Annotated in this window: 16 protein-coding genes, 1 tRNA gene and 1 pseudogene; 8 read left to right on the top strand and 10 right to left on the bottom strand. The window is 45.3% G+C overall.

Annotated elements, in window-relative coordinates:
- The 7 genes and pseudogenes from R7Z77_RS04105 to rpsU all read right to left on the bottom strand — a co-directional run.
- Window positions 1–112: pseudogene (locus R7Z77_RS04105) on the bottom strand (IS5/IS1182 family transposase); the annotation flags it as partial.
- Between the two features lie 605 nt (window positions 113–717).
- Entirely contained in the window at window positions 718–1053 is a 336-nt protein-coding gene (locus R7Z77_RS04110) for a helix-turn-helix domain-containing protein (RefSeq protein WP_025500616.1), read from the bottom strand.
- A 334-nt stretch (window positions 1054–1387) separates the two neighbouring features.
- Window positions 1388–1463, bottom strand: a tRNA-Ile gene (locus tag R7Z77_RS04115).
- Window positions 1464–1618: 155 nt separating this feature from the next.
- Window positions 1619–3481: an RNA polymerase sigma factor RpoD gene (gene rpoD, locus R7Z77_RS04120; protein WP_005395986.1), complete on the bottom strand. Its 1863-nt coding sequence runs from the start codon at window positions 3479–3481 to the stop codon at window positions 1619–1621.
- 99 nt (window positions 3482–3580) lie between these two features.
- Window positions 3581–5347, bottom strand: coding sequence for a DNA primase (gene dnaG, locus R7Z77_RS04125; protein ID WP_005379719.1), 1767 nt, complete (start codon window positions 5345–5347; stop codon window positions 3581–3583).
- Window positions 5348–5496: 149 nt separating this feature from the next.
- Complete coding sequence (locus tag R7Z77_RS04130; RefSeq protein ID WP_005379720.1) at window positions 5497–5940, bottom strand: GatB/YqeY domain-containing protein; 444 nt, start codon at window positions 5938–5940, stop codon at window positions 5497–5499.
- A 27-nt stretch (window positions 5941–5967) separates the two neighbouring features.
- Window positions 5968–6183 (bottom strand): 30S ribosomal protein S21, encoded by a 216-nt coding sequence (gene rpsU, locus R7Z77_RS04135; RefSeq protein WP_001145625.1) that lies wholly within the window; start codon window positions 6181–6183, stop codon window positions 5968–5970.
- 230 nt (window positions 6184–6413) lie between these two features.
- Here rpsU and tsaD point away from each other — a divergent pair, with 230 nt between their 5' ends.
- Window positions 6414–7430, top strand: coding sequence for a tRNA (adenosine(37)-N6)-threonylcarbamoyltransferase complex transferase subunit TsaD (tsaD, locus tag R7Z77_RS04140; protein WP_005379854.1), 1017 nt, complete (start codon window positions 6414–6416; stop codon window positions 7428–7430).
- Window positions 7431–7606: 176 nt separating this feature from the next.
- Window positions 7607–8422, top strand: coding sequence for an alpha/beta fold hydrolase (locus R7Z77_RS04145; protein WP_053350197.1), 816 nt, complete (start codon window positions 7607–7609; stop codon window positions 8420–8422).
- A 34-nt stretch (window positions 8423–8456) separates the two neighbouring features.
- Here the strand turns inward: R7Z77_RS04145 and plsY are convergent, their stop codons facing one another.
- Window positions 8457–9068 carry a glycerol-3-phosphate 1-O-acyltransferase PlsY gene (gene plsY / locus R7Z77_RS04150; RefSeq protein WP_005379857.1) on the bottom strand — a complete coding sequence of 204 codons (612 nt, stop codon included), beginning with the start codon at window positions 9066–9068 and terminating at the stop codon, window positions 8457–8459.
- A gap of 250 nt (window positions 9069–9318) precedes the next feature.
- Between plsY and folB the strand changes: the two genes are divergently transcribed.
- The 3 genes from folB to R7Z77_RS04165 are packed head-to-tail and all read left to right on the top strand — an operon-like array spanning window position 9319 to window position 10975.
- Window positions 9319–9678, top strand: coding sequence for a bifunctional dihydroneopterin aldolase/7,8-dihydroneopterin epimerase (folB, locus tag R7Z77_RS04155; protein WP_053350198.1), 360 nt, complete (start codon window positions 9319–9321; stop codon window positions 9676–9678).
- Window positions 9675–10157, top strand: coding sequence for a 2-amino-4-hydroxy-6-hydroxymethyldihydropteridine diphosphokinase (gene folK / locus R7Z77_RS04160; RefSeq protein WP_005387457.1), 483 nt, complete (start codon window positions 9675–9677; stop codon window positions 10155–10157). The genes folB and folK overlap by 4 nt, the downstream gene beginning before the upstream one ends.
- Window positions 10158–10171: 14 nt before the next feature.
- Complete coding sequence (locus R7Z77_RS04165; protein ID WP_017636143.1) at window positions 10172–10975, top strand: undecaprenyl-diphosphate phosphatase; 804 nt, start codon at window positions 10172–10174, stop codon at window positions 10973–10975.
- Between the two features lie 52 nt (window positions 10976–11027).
- On the opposite strand, the gene R7Z77_RS04170 is transcribed toward R7Z77_RS04165, so the two are convergent.
- Window positions 11028–12248: a multifunctional CCA addition/repair protein gene (locus tag R7Z77_RS04170; RefSeq protein WP_262646479.1), complete on the bottom strand. Its 1221-nt coding sequence runs from the start codon at window positions 12246–12248 to the stop codon at window positions 11028–11030.
- Between the two features lie 137 nt (window positions 12249–12385).
- On the opposite strand from R7Z77_RS04170, the gene R7Z77_RS04175 reads away from it, so the two are divergent.
- The 3 genes from R7Z77_RS04175 (at window position 12386) to ggt (ending at window position 16692) form a co-directional block, all read left to right on the top strand.
- Window positions 12386–14002, top strand: a complete 1617-nt coding sequence (locus R7Z77_RS04175; protein WP_154204851.1) for an ExeA family protein — start codon at window positions 12386–12388, stop codon at window positions 14000–14002.
- Window positions 14002–14688: a general secretion pathway protein GspB gene (locus R7Z77_RS04180; protein WP_005387437.1), complete on the top strand. Its 687-nt coding sequence runs from the start codon at window positions 14002–14004 to the stop codon at window positions 14686–14688. Before R7Z77_RS04175 ends, R7Z77_RS04180 begins: the two co-directional genes overlap by 1 nt.
- Window positions 14689–14961: 273 nt before the next feature.
- Window positions 14962–16692: a gamma-glutamyltransferase gene (gene ggt, locus R7Z77_RS04185; RefSeq protein WP_318136606.1), complete on the top strand. Its 1731-nt coding sequence runs from the start codon at window positions 14962–14964 to the stop codon at window positions 16690–16692.
- 88 nt (window positions 16693–16780) lie between these two features.
- Here the strand turns inward: ggt and R7Z77_RS04190 are convergent, their stop codons facing one another.
- Window positions 16781–17392, bottom strand: coding sequence for a TIGR04211 family SH3 domain-containing protein (locus R7Z77_RS04190; RefSeq protein WP_005379900.1), 612 nt, complete (start codon window positions 17390–17392; stop codon window positions 16781–16783).
- Window positions 17393–17550 lie beyond the last annotated feature (158 nt).

Here is a 17550-nt window from a genome sequence, read left to right on the forward strand (position 1 = left end):
GCTTCCACTCGGCTATCGCTTCCTCATCAATCCAAAAGGTCAGAGAACCACGGTTTATTAAGGCTTTGTTGTACTGCTTCCAGTTAGTTGTTTTGTAACGAGGTTTAGGCATGAGGCTACGACGATTAATGGGTGTAGCCGATCAGATCGTAGCTTCTTGATTTAGTTCCATCGATTTAAGCAACAAAGCCGATTCTATATTGTGTATACACTTGCGTGTCCAAGGGATAGTCGTATTTCCCTCAGATTCGAGAATTTTTAGAACGTCGTCTACCATATACAATGGTCCATCGATATGGATACGTTTATCTGTTGTGGCAGTAGGTGGTTCCTGTTCAAAAGCACTAACGTTGAGTTGATTATTTACCATTATGGTAAGTTTTTCCAGTTGTTTTTTATGATGTTCGCATTTCAGAATCCAAAAATGCGTTGATTTGTGCTCTATATTACATGGTGTGAAGCGCATATGGCAATGAACAGAACCTTACAATACTGGTCGATTAACCTTGTTCCTCAAGTCTCACTATCCTTTAAATTTTCAGTACATCTTCAATTTTTACACCAAGGTCTCCAATCGTGGCTTCGAGCAGATACTCACTCTCTGTTTAGAATCCAATCATCTTCACACGTAAATTAGAATTCATTATCTTCATTGCAGGAAGAATCAAACGACCAATTTTGGTATTCGTACCGATAAACACGTCTAACTGTTGTAACTTACTCATACCAACCGTCCTCATTGCTTCTCACGCTGTTTTCAGCTTGGGAGGTTATCTGGCTGTGTGGACGAACAAATATGTTTAAATCGATAAGGCGTAGCGATAGTCCTAAGATGTCCATGAGGACGAGTACATTGGCAAAGGTGACACTGGTATCGCCTTTTTCTACCTTCATGACGGTTCTACGAGATAAGTTGGCTTTTGAAGCGAGATCATCAATACGCCAGCCTCTATCGGTGCGCTTTGAGCGAATGGCGCTCCCCAGTGTTTCCATACTGAACTCGGTATTCAAATCAGGCATAGGTTGTGCCTTTACCATCTTACCTTTTTTCATAAGTGCCTTTTAATGTACTTTTGTCACTATTGGGTTCGTCTTAATATATAAGTTCACTATAAGTTACTTTTGTAGTGACTGTATAAGAAATTATCTATAAGTGCAATTTAAGTCACTCATGGTTGGTTTGCGAGTTTAATACCTCTCTTTGTTCTCTATGAAAGATATTCATCAGCCAGAAGGGATATTTGGCAACAGCGTAGTATTCAGATTAGTATTGGAAGAAGACAGAGAAGAGTGCGTGATCGGGGCTTACCTGACCCATTACCTGACCCAAAATCGTCAGGTACAAAAAAAGGTTAGTAAACACTACGCTTACTAACCTTCTGGAATTTGGTGGCCCCTCCCAGACTTGAACTGGGGACCAATCGATTATGAGTCGACTGCTCTAACCACTGAGCTAAGGGGCCTTAATAGGACAACGATTATAGGGGAAGCGTTGCAAGGTGTCTAGATACCAACTAGGGCAATTGCGCTTAGTTTTTATCCACTTAGAACAGTAGATAATAAAAAAGGTGACCTAAAGTCACCTTTTTTGATTTCTAAAAGCTTGTATGCGCTGCGATTATTCGTCTAGGAAGCTGCGCAGAGTCTCTGAGCGGCTTGGGTGACGAAGTTTACGTAGTGCTTTTGCTTCGATCTGACGGATACGCTCACGAGTAACGTCGAACTGCTTACCAACTTCTTCTAGAGTATGGTCAGTGTTCATGTCAATACCAAAACGCATACGAAGTACTTTCGCTTCACGTGGCGTTAGACCTGCAAGCACGTCTTTTGTTGCCACCTTAAGGCTAGTTGCAGTTGCAGAATCTAGCGGAAGTTCTAGCGTTGTATCTTCGATAAAATCACCTAGATGCGAATCTTCGTCGTCACCGATTGGTGTCTCCATTGAGATAGGCTCTTTAGCGATTTTTAGAACTTTACGAATCTTGTCTTCTGGCATTTGCATGCGCTCTGCCAGTTCTTCCGGTAGTGGCTCGCGACCCATCTCTTGCAACATTTGACGAGAAATACGGTTTAGCTTGTTGATCGTTTCGATCATGTGTACCGGGATACGAATCGTACGTGCTTGGTCCGCGATTGAACGAGTGATTGCCTGACGGATCCACCACGTTGCGTAAGTCGAGAACTTGTAACCACGACGATATTCGAACTTATCTACCGCTTTCATCAGACCGATGTTACCTTCCTGGATCAGATCCAAGAACTGTAGGCCACGGTTGGTGTATTTCTTCGCGATAGAAATTACAAGACGCAAGTTCGCTTCAACCATCTCTTTCTTCGCACGGCGAGCTTTTGCTTCACCGATAGACATACGACGGCTGATGTCTTTAATGTTCTGTACGTTTAGAGAAGTCTCTTCTTCAATCATTTTTAGCTTAGCGATTGAACGACGGATTTCTTCTTCGTTACGTTTGATCTTTTCAGCGTATGGCTTGTCTGAAGCAAGAACTTCATCCAGCCAAGCTTCACTTGATTCATTACCAGTGAACAGCGCGATGAATGATTTCTTCGGCATTTTGCCGTATTCAACCACAGACTTCATGATCAGACGCTCTTGTGTACGAACGCGATCCATAGCAGTACGCAGTTCATTCACTAGGTGATCAAACTGTTTAGGCGTTAGACGAAACTCGCGGAATACGTCTAGCATCATTTCATTAGCAACGGTTGCTTTCGGGCTGTTATAGCCGTACTCGTTGATTGCTAATTGAAGATTTTGATAGGTGCTGCGTAGTTGGTTGAATTTCTCTAGCGCTAATTCTGGATCGATACCTACATCTTCTTCAGAATCATCTGAATCGTCATCGCTATCTTCGTCATCATCAACGTCTTCATCGTCTTCTTCTTCTAACTGAGATTCAGTCAGTTCAGAACCGATGTGTGTTGCCGTTGGTGCAGCGGTGTCGTCAGCATCTGGATCTACAAAACCTGAAATTAGGTCTGTAAGACGTAGTTCTTCAGCTTGAACTTTGTCAAATTGCTCAAGAATGTACGGAATTGTGCCTGGGTATTCAGCAACAGACGATTGAACTTGGTTAATACCTTCTTCAATACGTTTTGCGATGTCGATTTCGCCTTCGCGAGTTAGAAGTTCGACAGTACCCATCTCACGCATGTACATACGTACTGGGTCTGTTGTACGACCAATCTCACTCTCTACGCTAGAAAGTGCAGCGGCTGCAGCTTCGGCTGCGTCTTCATCGGTAATATTTGTGTCATCGTTCAGTGCTAAATCATCAGCATCAGGAGCAGTTTCTACTACCTTAATGCCCATGTCGTTGATCATCTGAATGATGTCTTCTACCTGTTCTGAATCTACGATTTCAGCAGGTAGGTGGTCATTTACTTCGGCGTAGGTCAGATAGCCTTGTTCCTTGCCTTTAATAACAAGTGACTTTAGCTGTGACTGCGGATTGTGATCCATAGACGGTATCCAACTTCGTAATCTGGTGAAGGAATCAGTATGCGAAATGCAAACCACTTACTATAACAAATTAAATCGTTGCTGACTAATTAAACAGGGTTACGCTTTTAAATCTAGCATAAGTGCTAGCAGCTCCCTTTTCTCTTCGGCTGATAAACCGACACTTCTTGCTTTGGCCTGCAGGTTTTCAATTTGTTTTTCTACGCACTGGGCAATAATTTTATCCAGTGAGTCTAAAAAGATTTCTTCTTGGTTGTCCTCATCGAGTGGAATGTCCCAACTCGCGAGACGAGACAGAAGGGTCTCATTTTGGCTGTTTCGCCAATGCTCTAATAATTGGCCTGTGTTGATATGGGGATGCGCTTGGCATTTATCAAGTACATCAACAAATAAACTTAGACCAGGAATGGGCAAATCTCTAACGCTAGTTAGATCTGGCACCATACTTACGTATTGTGGGTTTTGAATCAGTAACGCGATCACTTCTCGCATCGGCGTTCGCTTGATTTCTTTATGAGGTTGAGGCCTTTTATCCTCTTTACCTTGTTTTGAAATTAGCTGCTGTAGTTGGCGTTCATCAACCAAACCCAAACGGCGGCCAAGCAATTCTCTCAAGTATAGTCTTAAAGTGCCGCCAGGGACTTTATCAATGAGAGGAACCGCAAGAGTACTCAGTTTTGCCATGCCTTCTTTCGTGCTCATATCGACCTGCTGAGTCAATGAGCTGAACATGAATTCAGACAAGGGCATCGCATTAGACACTTGCTGCTCAAATGCTTGTTTTCCGTTTTGTCGGATATAAGAGTCGGGATCTTCTCCATCCGGCAAAAACATGAATTTTAACTGGCGACCATCCGTTAGGTAAGGCAATGCATTTTCCATGGCACGCCACGCGGCTTCACGGCCTGCGCGGTCACCGTCATAACAACACACGACGGTGCTTGTTTGCCTGAATAACACTTGCAAGTGATCACCCGTTGTCGAGGTTCCCAATGAGGCAACGGAATAATCTACGCCATATTGAGCAAGCGCGACAACATCCATATAGCCTTCAACCACTAAAATTTGTGGTGGCTCACGGTACGCTTGTAGTACTTCATAAAGGCCATACAACTCTTTACCTTTATGAAATATCGGGGTTTCGGGTGAGTTGAGATATTTTGGTGTCCCATCACCTAATACTCGACCACCAAAGCCTATTACTCGACCGCGTCTGTCTCGAATAGGAAACATCACTCGACCACGGAATCGGTCGTAGCGGTTGCCTTTATCGTTTTCAATCAACATGCCGCCAGTGACGAGCATGTCTTGGTTTTCTTTATTCTGGCCAAAGTTCTTACGAACTAAATCCCATTCATCAGCCACATAGCCGATGCCAAACTTCTGGACGATTTCACCAGACAGGCCGCGATCTTTTAGATACTCAATCGCCACCTTACTTGCTGGCTGTTTGAGTTGGTTACGATAAAATTGAGCAATGCTGCCCATTAAGTCGTATAGGTTACGTTTTTCACTGCTGCTTGCTTGTGGGCCTGATTGAAACGAACCATTACCGCCGCTACGTTGTTCGCGAGGAACATCTAAACCCAAGTATGAAGCGAGTTCTTCAATGGCTTCGACGAATTCTAGTCGGTCGAATTCCATCAAAAAATCGATGGCATTTCCATGCGCGCCACAACCAAAACAATGGTAGAACTGCTTTTCTTGACTGACACTGAATGAGGGTGTCTTTTCGTTGTGGAACGGGCAGCATGCGCCGTAGTTTTTGCCTTTTTTCTTAAGTTTCACACGTGCGTCGATGATATCGACAATATCAAGTCGAGCTAGAAGGTCATCGATAAAACTGCGAGGGATGTGTCCAGCCATAAAACCTAACAAAAAAAGAAGATGATGAGTGGAGTGAATGCCTTAAAAGAATGAGCGTATTGCCCATTGATTTCATTCCATCCATCCAGATACAAACAAGCCGTGCGCTCCAAAGGATAGCACGGCTTGCTGCAATTGGGTGGGGTACCTTAAGCCAATTTAGCGCGAACTAAACCGCTTACTTTACCCATATCTGCACGCCCTTGAATTTGCGGTTTCAGAACGCCCATTACTTTGCCCATGTCTTGCATGCCAGCTGCGCCAGATTCAGCAATCGCGTTCTCGATGAGAGCCGCTACTTCTTCGTCTGTCAGTGGTTGAGGCATAAAGTCCTCAAGAACGGTAATTTCTGCTTGTTCCGCATCAGCAAGATCTTGACGACCCGCTGCTTCAAACTGCGCTACAGAATCGCGACGTTGTTTAACCATCTTGGTCAATACTGCAAGAATGTCGTCATCGTTCAGAGTAATCTGTTCGTCAACTTCACGTTGCTTGATTGCTGATAGGGCTAAACGAATAGTACCAAGGCGCAATTTGTCCTTGGCTTTCATCGCTAATTTTTGCTCTTCTTTGAGTTGATCAATCAGAGCCATAACTAAATTCCTTTTGGAGCTCAGTTATTAGTACAGGCGAACGCGACGAGCGTTTTCGCGAGCTAGCTTCTTAGCGTGACGCTTTTGAGCTGCTGCTTTAGCGCGTTTGCGAACTGTAGTTGGTTTTTCGTAGTGCTCACGACGACGCACTTCAGAAAGGATACCTGCTTTTTCGCAAGAGCGCTTAAAACGACGTAGAGCAACGTCGAACGGTTCGTTTTCACGTACTTTAACTACTGGCATATGCCTTTCACCTCAGGGGTTATTCGTTAACGCTGGTATTCAACAGACCAAATCACAATTGTTAGGTCTCTTACCAGCTTGATCAAAAATGGTGCGGAATTTTAATCCGATCACAACTACTTTGTAAAGCCTTTTGTCGATTATTGTCTGTACAAAATTTGTTTGCAGCACCAAGGCGAGGTAATATGACGCCCAAATTTCCTCTATACAGAAAGCATACTGAGAAAACCATGCGCATTATTGGTATTGAAACCTCTTGTGACGAGACTGGCATCGCAATTTATGACGATGAAAACGGTCTCTTGTCACACAAGCTATACAGCCAAGTAAAACTGCACGCAGATTACGGCGGTGTGGTGCCTGAGTTGGCTTCACGTGACCACGTAAAGAAAACCATTCCTCTTATTAAAGAGGCACTAAAAGAAGCGAACTTAACTTCAAAAGACATCGATGGTGTCGCGTATACCGCGGGGCCTGGTCTTGTTGGGGCGCTATTAGTGGGTGCGACTATCGGTCGCAGTATTGCTTATGCTTGGGGAGTGCCAGCGGTACCTGTTCATCATATGGAAGGTCACCTATTGGCCCCAATGTTGGAAGATAACCCTCCACCGTTCCCGTTTGTGGCGGTATTAGTATCGGGCGGTCACTCTATGATGGTGGAAGTGAGAGGCATCGGTGAGTACAAAATTCTAGGTGAGTCGATTGATGATGCGGCGGGCGAAGCGTTTGATAAAACAGCGAAGCTAATGGGTTTGGATTACCCAGGCGGTCCACTATTATCTAAACTGGCGGAAAAAGGTACACCGGGCCGCTTTAAGTTCCCGCGCCCAATGACGAATGTGCCAGGTTTGGACATGAGTTTCTCTGGTCTAAAAACCTTTACGGCTAACACGATTGCTGCAAACGGTGATGACGAGCAAACCCGCGCGGACATCGCATTGGCATTTGAAGAGGCTGTGTGTGCTACGTTGGCTATTAAATGTAAGCGCGCGCTTGAGCAAACAGGCATGAAACGCATTGTTATTGCTGGTGGTGTGAGTGCTAACCGTCGTTTGCGAGCTGAGTTAGAGAAGTTAGCGAAGAAAGTTGGCGGCGAAGTTTACTACCCACGTACTGAGTTCTGTACAGATAACGGTGCGATGATCGCTTACGCAGGCATGCAGCGCTTGAAGAATGGCGAAGTGGCTGATATGTCAGTAGAGGCTCGTCCACGTTGGCCAATTGATCAACTAACACCTGTCGCTTAGTCAAATTTATGCGGTAGGTTTGAAACCGGTTCTGTGTAATAAAGGTCTCTGCTCCTCAGAGGCCTTTATTTTTAATTATTCAATGAACCGCCTCGTTTTACATTCTGACTGATGCGATCAGTTCGCGATTGTTTCAGTGCTAGGATGACGTGGAAGAATAAGAAATGGATATAACAATGAATAAGTTTGAAATTGAAGGTCAGCAACTTGCTTATCTAGATAAAGGTGAGGGCCCTGTGCTTCTATTTGGTCATAGTTACCTTTGGGATAGCCAAATGTGGGCGCCGCAAGTTGAGGTTTTAAGCCAGTCATTCCGTTGTATTGTGCCAGATCTTTGGGCACATGGTGAATCGGACGCTGCACCTGCATCGACACAGTCATTGGCCGACTATGCACAACATATGTTGGCATTGATGGATCATTTAGATATCGAAGAGTTCTCGATAGTGGGCTTATCTGTTGGCGGCATGTGGGGAGCAGAGCTAACGGCTCAAGCGCCGCAACGTGTTAAGTCACTGGTATTGATGGATACCTTCATTGGCTGGGAGCCAGAAGTTACGTATAAAAAGTATTTTGCAATGCTTGATACCATCAGCCAAGTCCAAGCAGTGCCTGCGCCAATTATTGAAGCCGTTGTGCCGCTGTTCTTTGCCAACAACGTCAATCAGGATAACCCTAAACTTGTCGCTTCATTCAAACGCAGTTTAGAAGAGCTGAACGGTGAGCGTGCGGTGGAAGTAGCTCGCATAGGGCGCATGGTGTTTGGTCGCCGGGATGTGATTGAGGATTCGGAAAAATTTGCTCTGCCGACGTTAATTGCAGTGGGCTGTGAAGATAAACCCCGTCCAGTTTTTGAATCTTATTTAATGAAAGACTGTATCACAGGCAGTGAGTTGGTGGAGATTCCCCAAGCTGGACATATCAGTTGTTTAGAGCAACCTGAGTTCGTCAACCAGATGTTGTTGAACTTCCTGAATCGAGTTCATGCATAACCAATACATCCTTCTTTAAACGAAAAACTCGGCATTAAGCCGAGTTTTTTTGTGTCAGTTTTTTCTCGCCGATTTTTGGCTCGTCGCCAGACAAAAGCCGACGAATATTTTGATGATGCTTAAATACGATTAAGCAGCACAGCATAGCAACAGGTAACGTGTATTGCGGTTTAAACATCCAAGTATAAAACGGAGTGACCAAAACCGTGACGAGAGCCGCTAAGGATGAATAGCGGAATAGCGCGGCTACTGACAGCCAAGTTAACATTACCAATCCTGTTAAGTCCAAACCAATCGGAGCGATAGCGCCAAGCGCGGTTGCGACACCTTTTCCGCCTTTAAAGTGGAAAAAGATGGGGTACATGTGGCCAAGACAGGCAGCAATGGCGATGACGCCAAGAATGATAGGGTCGATACCAAGAAAGTATCCGCCCCACACGGGGATAGTGCCTTTGAGCATATCGCACAACAAGACTGAAACAGCGGCTCCTCGTCCGCCAATACGCAATACGTTCGTTGCTCCAGGATTGTTAGATCCCACACTGCGTGGGTCTGGCAGTTTTAAGAGTCGACAGATCAAAACCGCACTGGAAACCGAACCTAATAAATAGGCGGCCATTGTCATTATCAGTGCCAGTGCGTCCATAGAAGTCCTTGATGGATTGGAATTTAATGCTCGGTTCCCGCGTAGTTGCTATCATACCCCGAATTTACATAATGCAGAAATCCTCACTGTGATAGAGCTTGCATTATGTGATTTCTTGTATATAAAGATGCTTTCGCAGTTTATACCTAAGTAACATTGTGATGACCAAAGTAAATGTTACTTAGGTATAGAATACTACGATCAAATTACCCCTCACGGGTATCCGACCTCTGTAATAGAAGGACATAAGATGGCTCTGGATAAAGTTTTTATTGAACAGTTAGAAGTAATCACCACAATTGGCGTGTACGACTGGGAGCAACAAATCAAACAAAAGTTGGTTCTAGATATTGAAATGGCACACGATAATAAACCTGCGGGCAAAAGTGATGATGTGCAAGATGCACTGGATTATTCGCAGGTGAGTGAGGCGGTACTTAACCACATTGAAAATGGTCGTTTCTTACTGGTCGAGCGCGTGGCTGAAGAAGTAGCAGAGCTTATCATGCAGCGTTTCTCTGTGCCTTGGGTGACAATCCGCCTAGCGAAGCCTGGCGCCGTGCCGCAAGCACGTGCTGTTGGTGTGGTGATTGAGCGAGGCCGAGCATGATCACCACTTATATTGGTGTTGGGACGAACGTAGAAAGAGAGCAACATGTGCTTGCTGCGTATCAGGAGCTGCAACGGCTTGGAGAAAATCTCCTCGTATCACCGATATATGAATGCGAACCTATTGGTTTTAGCAGCAAGAATTTCTACAACTTTGTCGTTGCAATGCGTACCGAGTTGTCATTAGAAGAGTTGAGCCATCAACTACGCGAGATTGAATTTAAGTGGGGACGCGAAGAAAACGCGCAAAAGTATCAGGATCGAACACTGGATCTCGATATAGTGTTGTTCGGTGAGCGCGTCTCCAAGAAAAAACCTGAGCTACCTCGCAGTGATATCTACAAATATCCTTTTGTCACAAAGCCGCTGTATGATCTCGAACCGCAATTAGTGATCCCAGGCGATGGACGCACAGTCGCAGACATTTGGCATGCTATGCAGCCAGTCGATTCGCTCAAACCCGTTTCCTTTCATTTTTAATTTGAGTTGTTTACATGAGTTATTTTGAAGCCTTTATTTTGGCTCTGATTCAGGGGCTGACAGAGTTTTTGCCTATCTCAAGCTCTGCCCATTTGATCCTGCCTTCCGCTATTTTAGGATGGGAAGACCAAGGTCTGGCCTTTGATGTTGCTGTTCACGTCGGTACATTAATGGCTGTCGTGATCTATTTTCGTCATGAAGTAATCACTTTGTTTCAAGCGTTATTTGCTTCGATCTTTAAAGGAGATCGCAGTAAAGAAGCTAAATTGGCTTGGATGATCGTGATTGCGACGATTCCAGCTTGTGTGTTCGGCTTATTGATGAAAGACATCATTGAAGTGTATCTACGTAGCGCTTACGTCATCGCGACTACTACGATCGTATTTGGCCTGTTGCTATGGTGGGTAGACAAAAACGCTAAACTCGTTGCCGATGAATACCAAACGGGTTGGAAGAAAGCTGTATTTATCGGTATTGCTCAAGCCTTAGCGATGATTCCTGGAACTTCACGTTCAGGGGCGACCATCACAGCAGCGCTTTACCTTGGCTTTACTCGAGAAGCGGCTGCCCGATTTTCGTTTTTAATGTCGATCCCAATCATTACATTAGCTGGTAGCTACTTAGGCATGAAGTTAGTGACCAGTGGTGAACCTGTCCATGTTGGTTTCTTACTTACTGGCATTATCACATCGTTTATCAGTGCGTACATCTGTATCCACTTCTTCTTGAAGATGATTTCACGCATGGGCATGACACCGTTTGTGATTTACCGTCTCATTTTGGGAGTCGGTTTGTTCGCTTTTCTATTAAGTGCATAATTGATGCTAACGAAAAACGCCCGCGAAATCCGCGGGCGTTTTTGTTTGTTCGTTACTTCTTAAGTACTGCTTTCACTGCTTCAATACGTCGTTTTTCTTGCTCGTCACGAATCGCAGGGCCTTTAAAGCCCTCTTTGATTATGGTTTGAACGTCAACTGCCGCTGCTGCTTGGTAGGCTTGCCTAAAAATATCCGCCTGTGGATATGGTTGCGTTTCCAGTCCTTTACGACCAGCGTGATCCGCTTGGCAGCAAAGCAAGATATCTTGCAGACGTTCGGAGTTACGCCACACATCAAGTTTATTGAGTATTTTAATTATGGTTTGTGGTTTAAGTTCAGCCGCGCGATGAATATTGGAGTGCTGTTCGCACACCATCAAGGCTAAATCACGAAACTCATTTGGTACCCGGACACGTTCGCACAGCTTTTTGATCAGTTTTAATCCTGTATGGCAATGCATTTTGTGGCTTGGCCATTCGCTCTCTGGTGTCACGCCTTTACCCAAGTCATGCACTTGGGCGGCAAACCTGACGGGGAGTGAGTTACTCAATTTTGCGGCTTGCTCTGCCACCATCAAAGTATGGATGCCAGTATCGATTTCTGGATGCCACTTCTCAGGTTGAGGTACGCCAAATAGTGCATCAATTTCAGGTAACACCACGGTTAATGCACCACAGTCTCGTAGAACCGATAAGAAAATATCAGGGCGAGGAGTAGAGAGAGATTTATGCCATTCTTGCCAAACACGCTCGGGAGTCAGTGTGCTCAGCTCTCCGGACTCTGCCATGTGACGCATTAACCGCATAGTTTCGTCGGCAACCGTAAAGTTTAGATCAGCAAGCTTTGCAGCGAAGCGAGCGACACGTAAAACGCGTAGAGGGTCTTCAATAAAGGCGTCTGATACATGGCGTAGCAGTTTATCGTTGAGATCTTGCTGGCCACCATATGGGTCATGGATCGTGCCATCACTCTCCATTGCCATCGCGTTAATGGTTAAATCACGACGTATCAAATCTTCTTCTAAGGTGACGTTTTGATCGAAGAAACATTCAAAACCAGTGTAACCAGAACCTGACTTTCTCTCTGTTCGTGCAAGGGCATGTTCTTCTTTACTTTTGGGATGCAGAAATACAGGAAAGTCTTTACCAACGGCGGTGTATCCTTGGGACAGCATCATCTCGGGCGTCGCGCCTACGACCACCCAGTCGTTGTCATAACTATCAATTCCGAGCAATTTATCTCGAACTGCGCCACCTACTAAATAAACTTGCACGAATTACCTCTTAATTTATGGATATGCCGTTGGACATTGTAGCAAGCAATGGTACTTTTCTTTACTCCTAAGAATAGAAGAAGAGCGTTTATACCATGTCTGACTATTCCCAGGTGGTTTTTTAGCTGGAGAGCCTAATGTATAAGGACTTTTTTGGGTTTGTCGAACAACCATTTTCGATTGTTCCAAACTCACGTTATTTGTATTTAAGCCAACGTCACAAAGAGGCAATCACACATCTCCAAGCTGGGCTAGGCGATGGCGGTGGCTTTGCTATGCTTACTGGCGAAGTAGGTACAGGCAAAACGACCGTCGCAAAAGCGATGCTGGCGAATTTGGGTGATAACACCAAAGCGGGTCTTATTCTCAATCCCACGTTTTCGAGTAGAGACTTGCTCGAAGCCATTTGCGATGAGTTCAAAATCACCTATCCGCCAGACGCAAACCTCAAACAGCTAAACCAGGTTATCCATCAATATTTGCTGCGTAATTATCGTTCAGGCTGGCAGACATTGCTGGTCATTGATGAGGCTCAACACCTTGCTGCCGACGTTTTAGAGCAGTTGCGCTTGTTGACTAACTTGGAAACCGATACCAGAAAACTGCTCAAAGTGTTGTTGGTCGGGCAGCCTGAATTGCAGCGGTTATTACAAACAACACAACTACGCCAACTTGCCCAGCGTATTACCGGGCGTTATCACCTGTTGCCGTTGGATGAAAAAGAGACAGAAGATTACATCGCATTTCGACTACATACAGCTGGTGGCGACCAGCAACTGTTTAATCGTGCTTCTTGTAAACTTATAGCCAAATACAGTCACGGTATACCGCGGCTCATCAACCTTATCTGTGACAAATCCCTCAACATCAGTTATCACCAGGGTAATGTGGTTGTGGATAAGCAAACCGTTCAGCAGGCCTGTGAAGAGGTGATGCAGTTTCAGGCAGATATTTATCAGCAAGATAAAAAAGAGCGCCGGACTTTCCGTTGGCCTGCTTGGGGCTCTGTCACGGTAGGCCTTATTGCTGCATTAAGTACGGGGTGGGCGATCGTGAATTATATGCCAGCTCAAGCGACGTCAGTGTTGACACAAGTGACGGAGCCAAGAGTAGAGCCAACACCAACCGTCGTCAGCCAACAGTTAACGGATGAGCAGCGTGCTTTATTGTTAACACAAAAACAGTCGAACCTCGCTGTAAATGATTTGTATCGTTTGTGGGGGTATCAAGCATCGGTTCGCGATAACCTTTGTTTGTCAGAACCGCAGTCGACTATGCGTTGTGAGCGTAAAATGGCGACTTGGCCGCTGTTGATGCAACAAAATCGCCCTGTGATCTTGGAGTTGAATTATCAAGGTGATGTTGGGTATGTCATTCTATATGCCGTCGGTAATGACCAAGCTGAAGTGCTCAATGGTAAGCAGCGTCTCCGTCTGCCAATTTCATGGTTAAAGCCGTTGTGGCAGGGCAATATTATCGAACTGTGGCATGCTCCGCTGAATGAAACATTACGTTTAGACATGGAAGGCCCTGCGATTGAAGTATTAGACCGATTATTAGCAGAAGCGGTGAGTGAGCCACTGCTTGAAACGTCTATTTTTGATGGTGCGATGAAAGAGCGAGTCGAGTTATTTCAACGCTGGCAAGGAATTGGTGTCGATGGTATTGCAGGTAAGCGAACGCTAGACCGACTTCAGCAAAATGTTCAGCCAGATGCGCCTCAACTGGCGAGAATAGAGAAGGAGGACGCATAATGTCAGCTGTGAAACATATAGGTCTGTTCTTGCTGCCAATCACTGCTTCTGCTATTGGAGTCGCTTGGTACTTAGATCTCTTTGCACCGAGTGTTGAAGTAGATACAACGTCCCCGATAGAAAAGGTCGAAGTGGTATCACCTTTCAAAGTATTAGACTATCCAGAGAACACCCAGTTGGCCCAATTGCCAAGAGAGTGGCCAAGTGCAGAGCTATCGCGTGATTTTGGTACATTTACCACCCCCGATGAATACACGAGCCATACACCAAGCAGAGATGAAACACGCAACTCAGCATCAACCCAAACGACTTCTGCTGCTGAAGAGGACCTCGGGTTGTCTTTGGATGATCTGGATTTATCCTCATTATCTCCTGATTTAGCTAGGAAGGTCGAAAATGCCTTATCCCGAGATGATGACAACTCTTCATCACAAACGGCACGCGTGAACGATTTAGAGCGCAACGCTCACCAGTGGCAAGGGCGTCTACCTGCGCTTAATTTGCAAACCCATATGTACGCTAGTGATGAAAATCGCCGTTGGGTGAAAATTAACAATGTTGAGTATCATCAAGGGGATGTCGTTGATGATCAGGTCACTCTAAGAGAAATACAACCGCAAGCTGTGATTGTTGAGTTCCAAGGTGAGCAAATTCGTATACCAGCGTTGTATGAGTGGAAAGGCTAACTCTTGTAGAAACACATCAAGCCAGCGAAATCATATCGCTGGCTTTTTATTTTTCAGAGCATCTTTTGCATCTATTCTGGTGATGATTTTTAGATACTCAAACAAGCAAAATATAGCTTTTCTCAGTCGTTTAAATAGCACCAATATCATTCATCTATTGATAGCGCGACTCCAGTCAGCGTTGTGTAAAAAGACACCATTTTCACGAACTTCGGAGTAATGACTTGGTCCACGTTAGACCCCATCACATAATAGGAGTCTAAACAGAGACACATGCGTATTCTGATTTTTTCTTTAAGCATTGTTGCATCGACAAGCTATGCAGCAAAGCCAGACCCATTCCCAGTTACACCAGATAGTCGCGGGCAAGATTTCATGGTCAGTGCGACGAATCCTTACGTGAGCAGTACCGGTTACTCAATATTGAAAGAAGGCGGTAACGCTGTTGATGCTATGGTCGCGATGCAGATGGTGATGTCTGTCGTTGAGCCAGATATGACCGGAATTGGCGGCGGGACTTTCGCGCTGTTTTATCAACATGACGAGAAAAAATTTCTGGCCCTTGATGGTCGAGATGAAGCGCCCTCTAGCGCGAACCCTGAAATGTTTGTTGAGAATGGGGAAGTACTCAGTCGCAACGAAATATTAGGCCCTCGTTCTGTTGCGGTTCCAGGCACGTTGCGGTTGCTTTACACCACTCATGAACAATACGGCAAGTTGCCATGGGCAGAGCTGATTAAGCCGGCGATTACATTGGCGAGCAATGGGTACGCGATGAACAGCTACACCTACGACATCGTAGTAAGAGAGCAAAGCCGACTTGAGCAAGATCCGGAAGTGAAAGCCTTGTATTGGCAAGGGGACGATATTAAGCCGACGGGAACCTTGATGAAGAACCCTAAGATGGCTGAGACGCTGAGGAAGATCGCGCAACAAGGCGATAGTTACCTTTATGGTGGTGAGCTTGGTCAGCACATCGTAGAGACGGTTAATAGTCGTATTAACGACCAACACGAGAAGTTGTCTTTAGAAGATTTTAAACATTACCAAGTGAAGCAGCGTGACATCATTGAGAGCGACTACCGTGGGAATAAAATCGTCTCTTTTGGTTACCCAGCTTCGGGCGGTGTGATGGTCGCTCAGAGTCTTGAACTGCTTGCACCCTATGACATTGCCCATATGGCGAAAACGGATGTGGAACCTTGGCGTCTCATGACTGAAGCGATGCGAATTGCAAAAGCAGATCGTATTGCGTATGCCGGAGATCCGGATTATGTGGAAGCGCCAGTTGAACAGTTGTTGTCTAAAGCCTATCTAGATCAGAGACGTGATTTAATCCCCGATAATGGCACTTCAAAAGAGGATCCAAAAGCAGGACAGATAACGCAAACTCAGTATGCGCAATATCAAGGCTTCGAGAGCAAAGATACAGGGCATATTTCTATCGTCGATAGAGATGGAAATGCAATAGCAATGACTAGTACGGTAGGAACGGGTATGGGCTCGGGTGTGATGGTCGATGGCGTTATCTTGAACGCGCAGATGGCTAACTTCTCACCTCTGCCAACGGTTAACGGCAAACCTACGCAAAACTCAATTGAAGCGGGCAAGCGTCCACGTTCGGCTATTACGCCATTAATGGTGATGGACAGTGATGATAATTTGCGTTTGGTGGTTGGGTCACCAGGTAGTTCACAAATCCCGGGGTATGTACTCAAAACCGTGGTTGGGGTGCTGGATTGGAACTTATCAGCGCAAGAGGCTATTGACTTACCAAACATCCAGTATGGCACTAAGATAGACCGCACCAAGTCTTATGACCCGACTGGTTTGCTGGTGGAAAAGAAAACGTTCGCAGAAATGTTGGTGCCTGAGTTTATGGAGCTTGGCTACCCAGTGCACGTTATTCCAGTGGTAAGCGGTTTGAATGCAATTGAGCTAAAAGATGGCAAGCTTTATGGCGCAACGGATCGTCGTCGAGCCTCTAGTTCAATGGGGGAGTAGTACTCACTTCTATCAAACGAAGCAAACTAAAAAGCCAGTCAATATCGACTGGCTTTTGCGTTCTTTTTAAAGATAAAAGCGTAAGGGTTTATGCCCAACCTGCAGGAGAGCGCTTTCTACGAGGCATGACATGCGGAAGAATCAAACCAAATAGTAAACCTAAACCTGCGACACCGCCGCCATAAGTGAAGTACTTAAGCAGCATGTCATCTTTTTGAGTATCCAGTTTTGCGCGTAGCTCGCGGTTTTCTGTTTCAACAGAAGTAAGCTGATCGCTGATCTCAGAGTATTTATTTTCTAGATCTGAAATTTGTTGGTTACGTGTTTCGAGAGAGGTAACAAGACCGGCTTTCTCTGCATCAGAAGTTTGACGAGCATTAGCAAGCTGCTCTTTTACTTCGGCTAGCTCTTTCTCAATGCGAGGAAGGCGAATTGCCATGCTCTCTTGGTTTGTCACAAACTTGCTTTGTACCCAACCAGTGCGACCACGGTCATCACGAACTTGCGTATAGCCAGTATCTCGGTTGGTTTTAATCAGTTGTACTTTAGAACCGGCGTTAACACTACCAATAATACGGTAGGTGTTATTTGGACCTGAGTGCATAAAAGTGAAGAGGTCATCAGAAATATAACGGTCTGCTGCTAGGGCCGCTGGCGCTGCTAGCAAAGTAAACAAAACCGTGATGATTAGTTTTTTCACAGTAAATCCCTTAACGATTTTTCTTGGAGACAGCGTTGGCACCGAATGATTGGAGCCGGAAATAGACGAATAGTATGCAGTTTCAAACCTCGGTGCAACAAAGAAGGGAGGCAAAGCCTCCCTTTCTGTGCGTTTGAGTCAATAATGACAAAGCGCTT

It is taken from the genome of Vibrio sp. 1401, assembly GCF_033340295.1.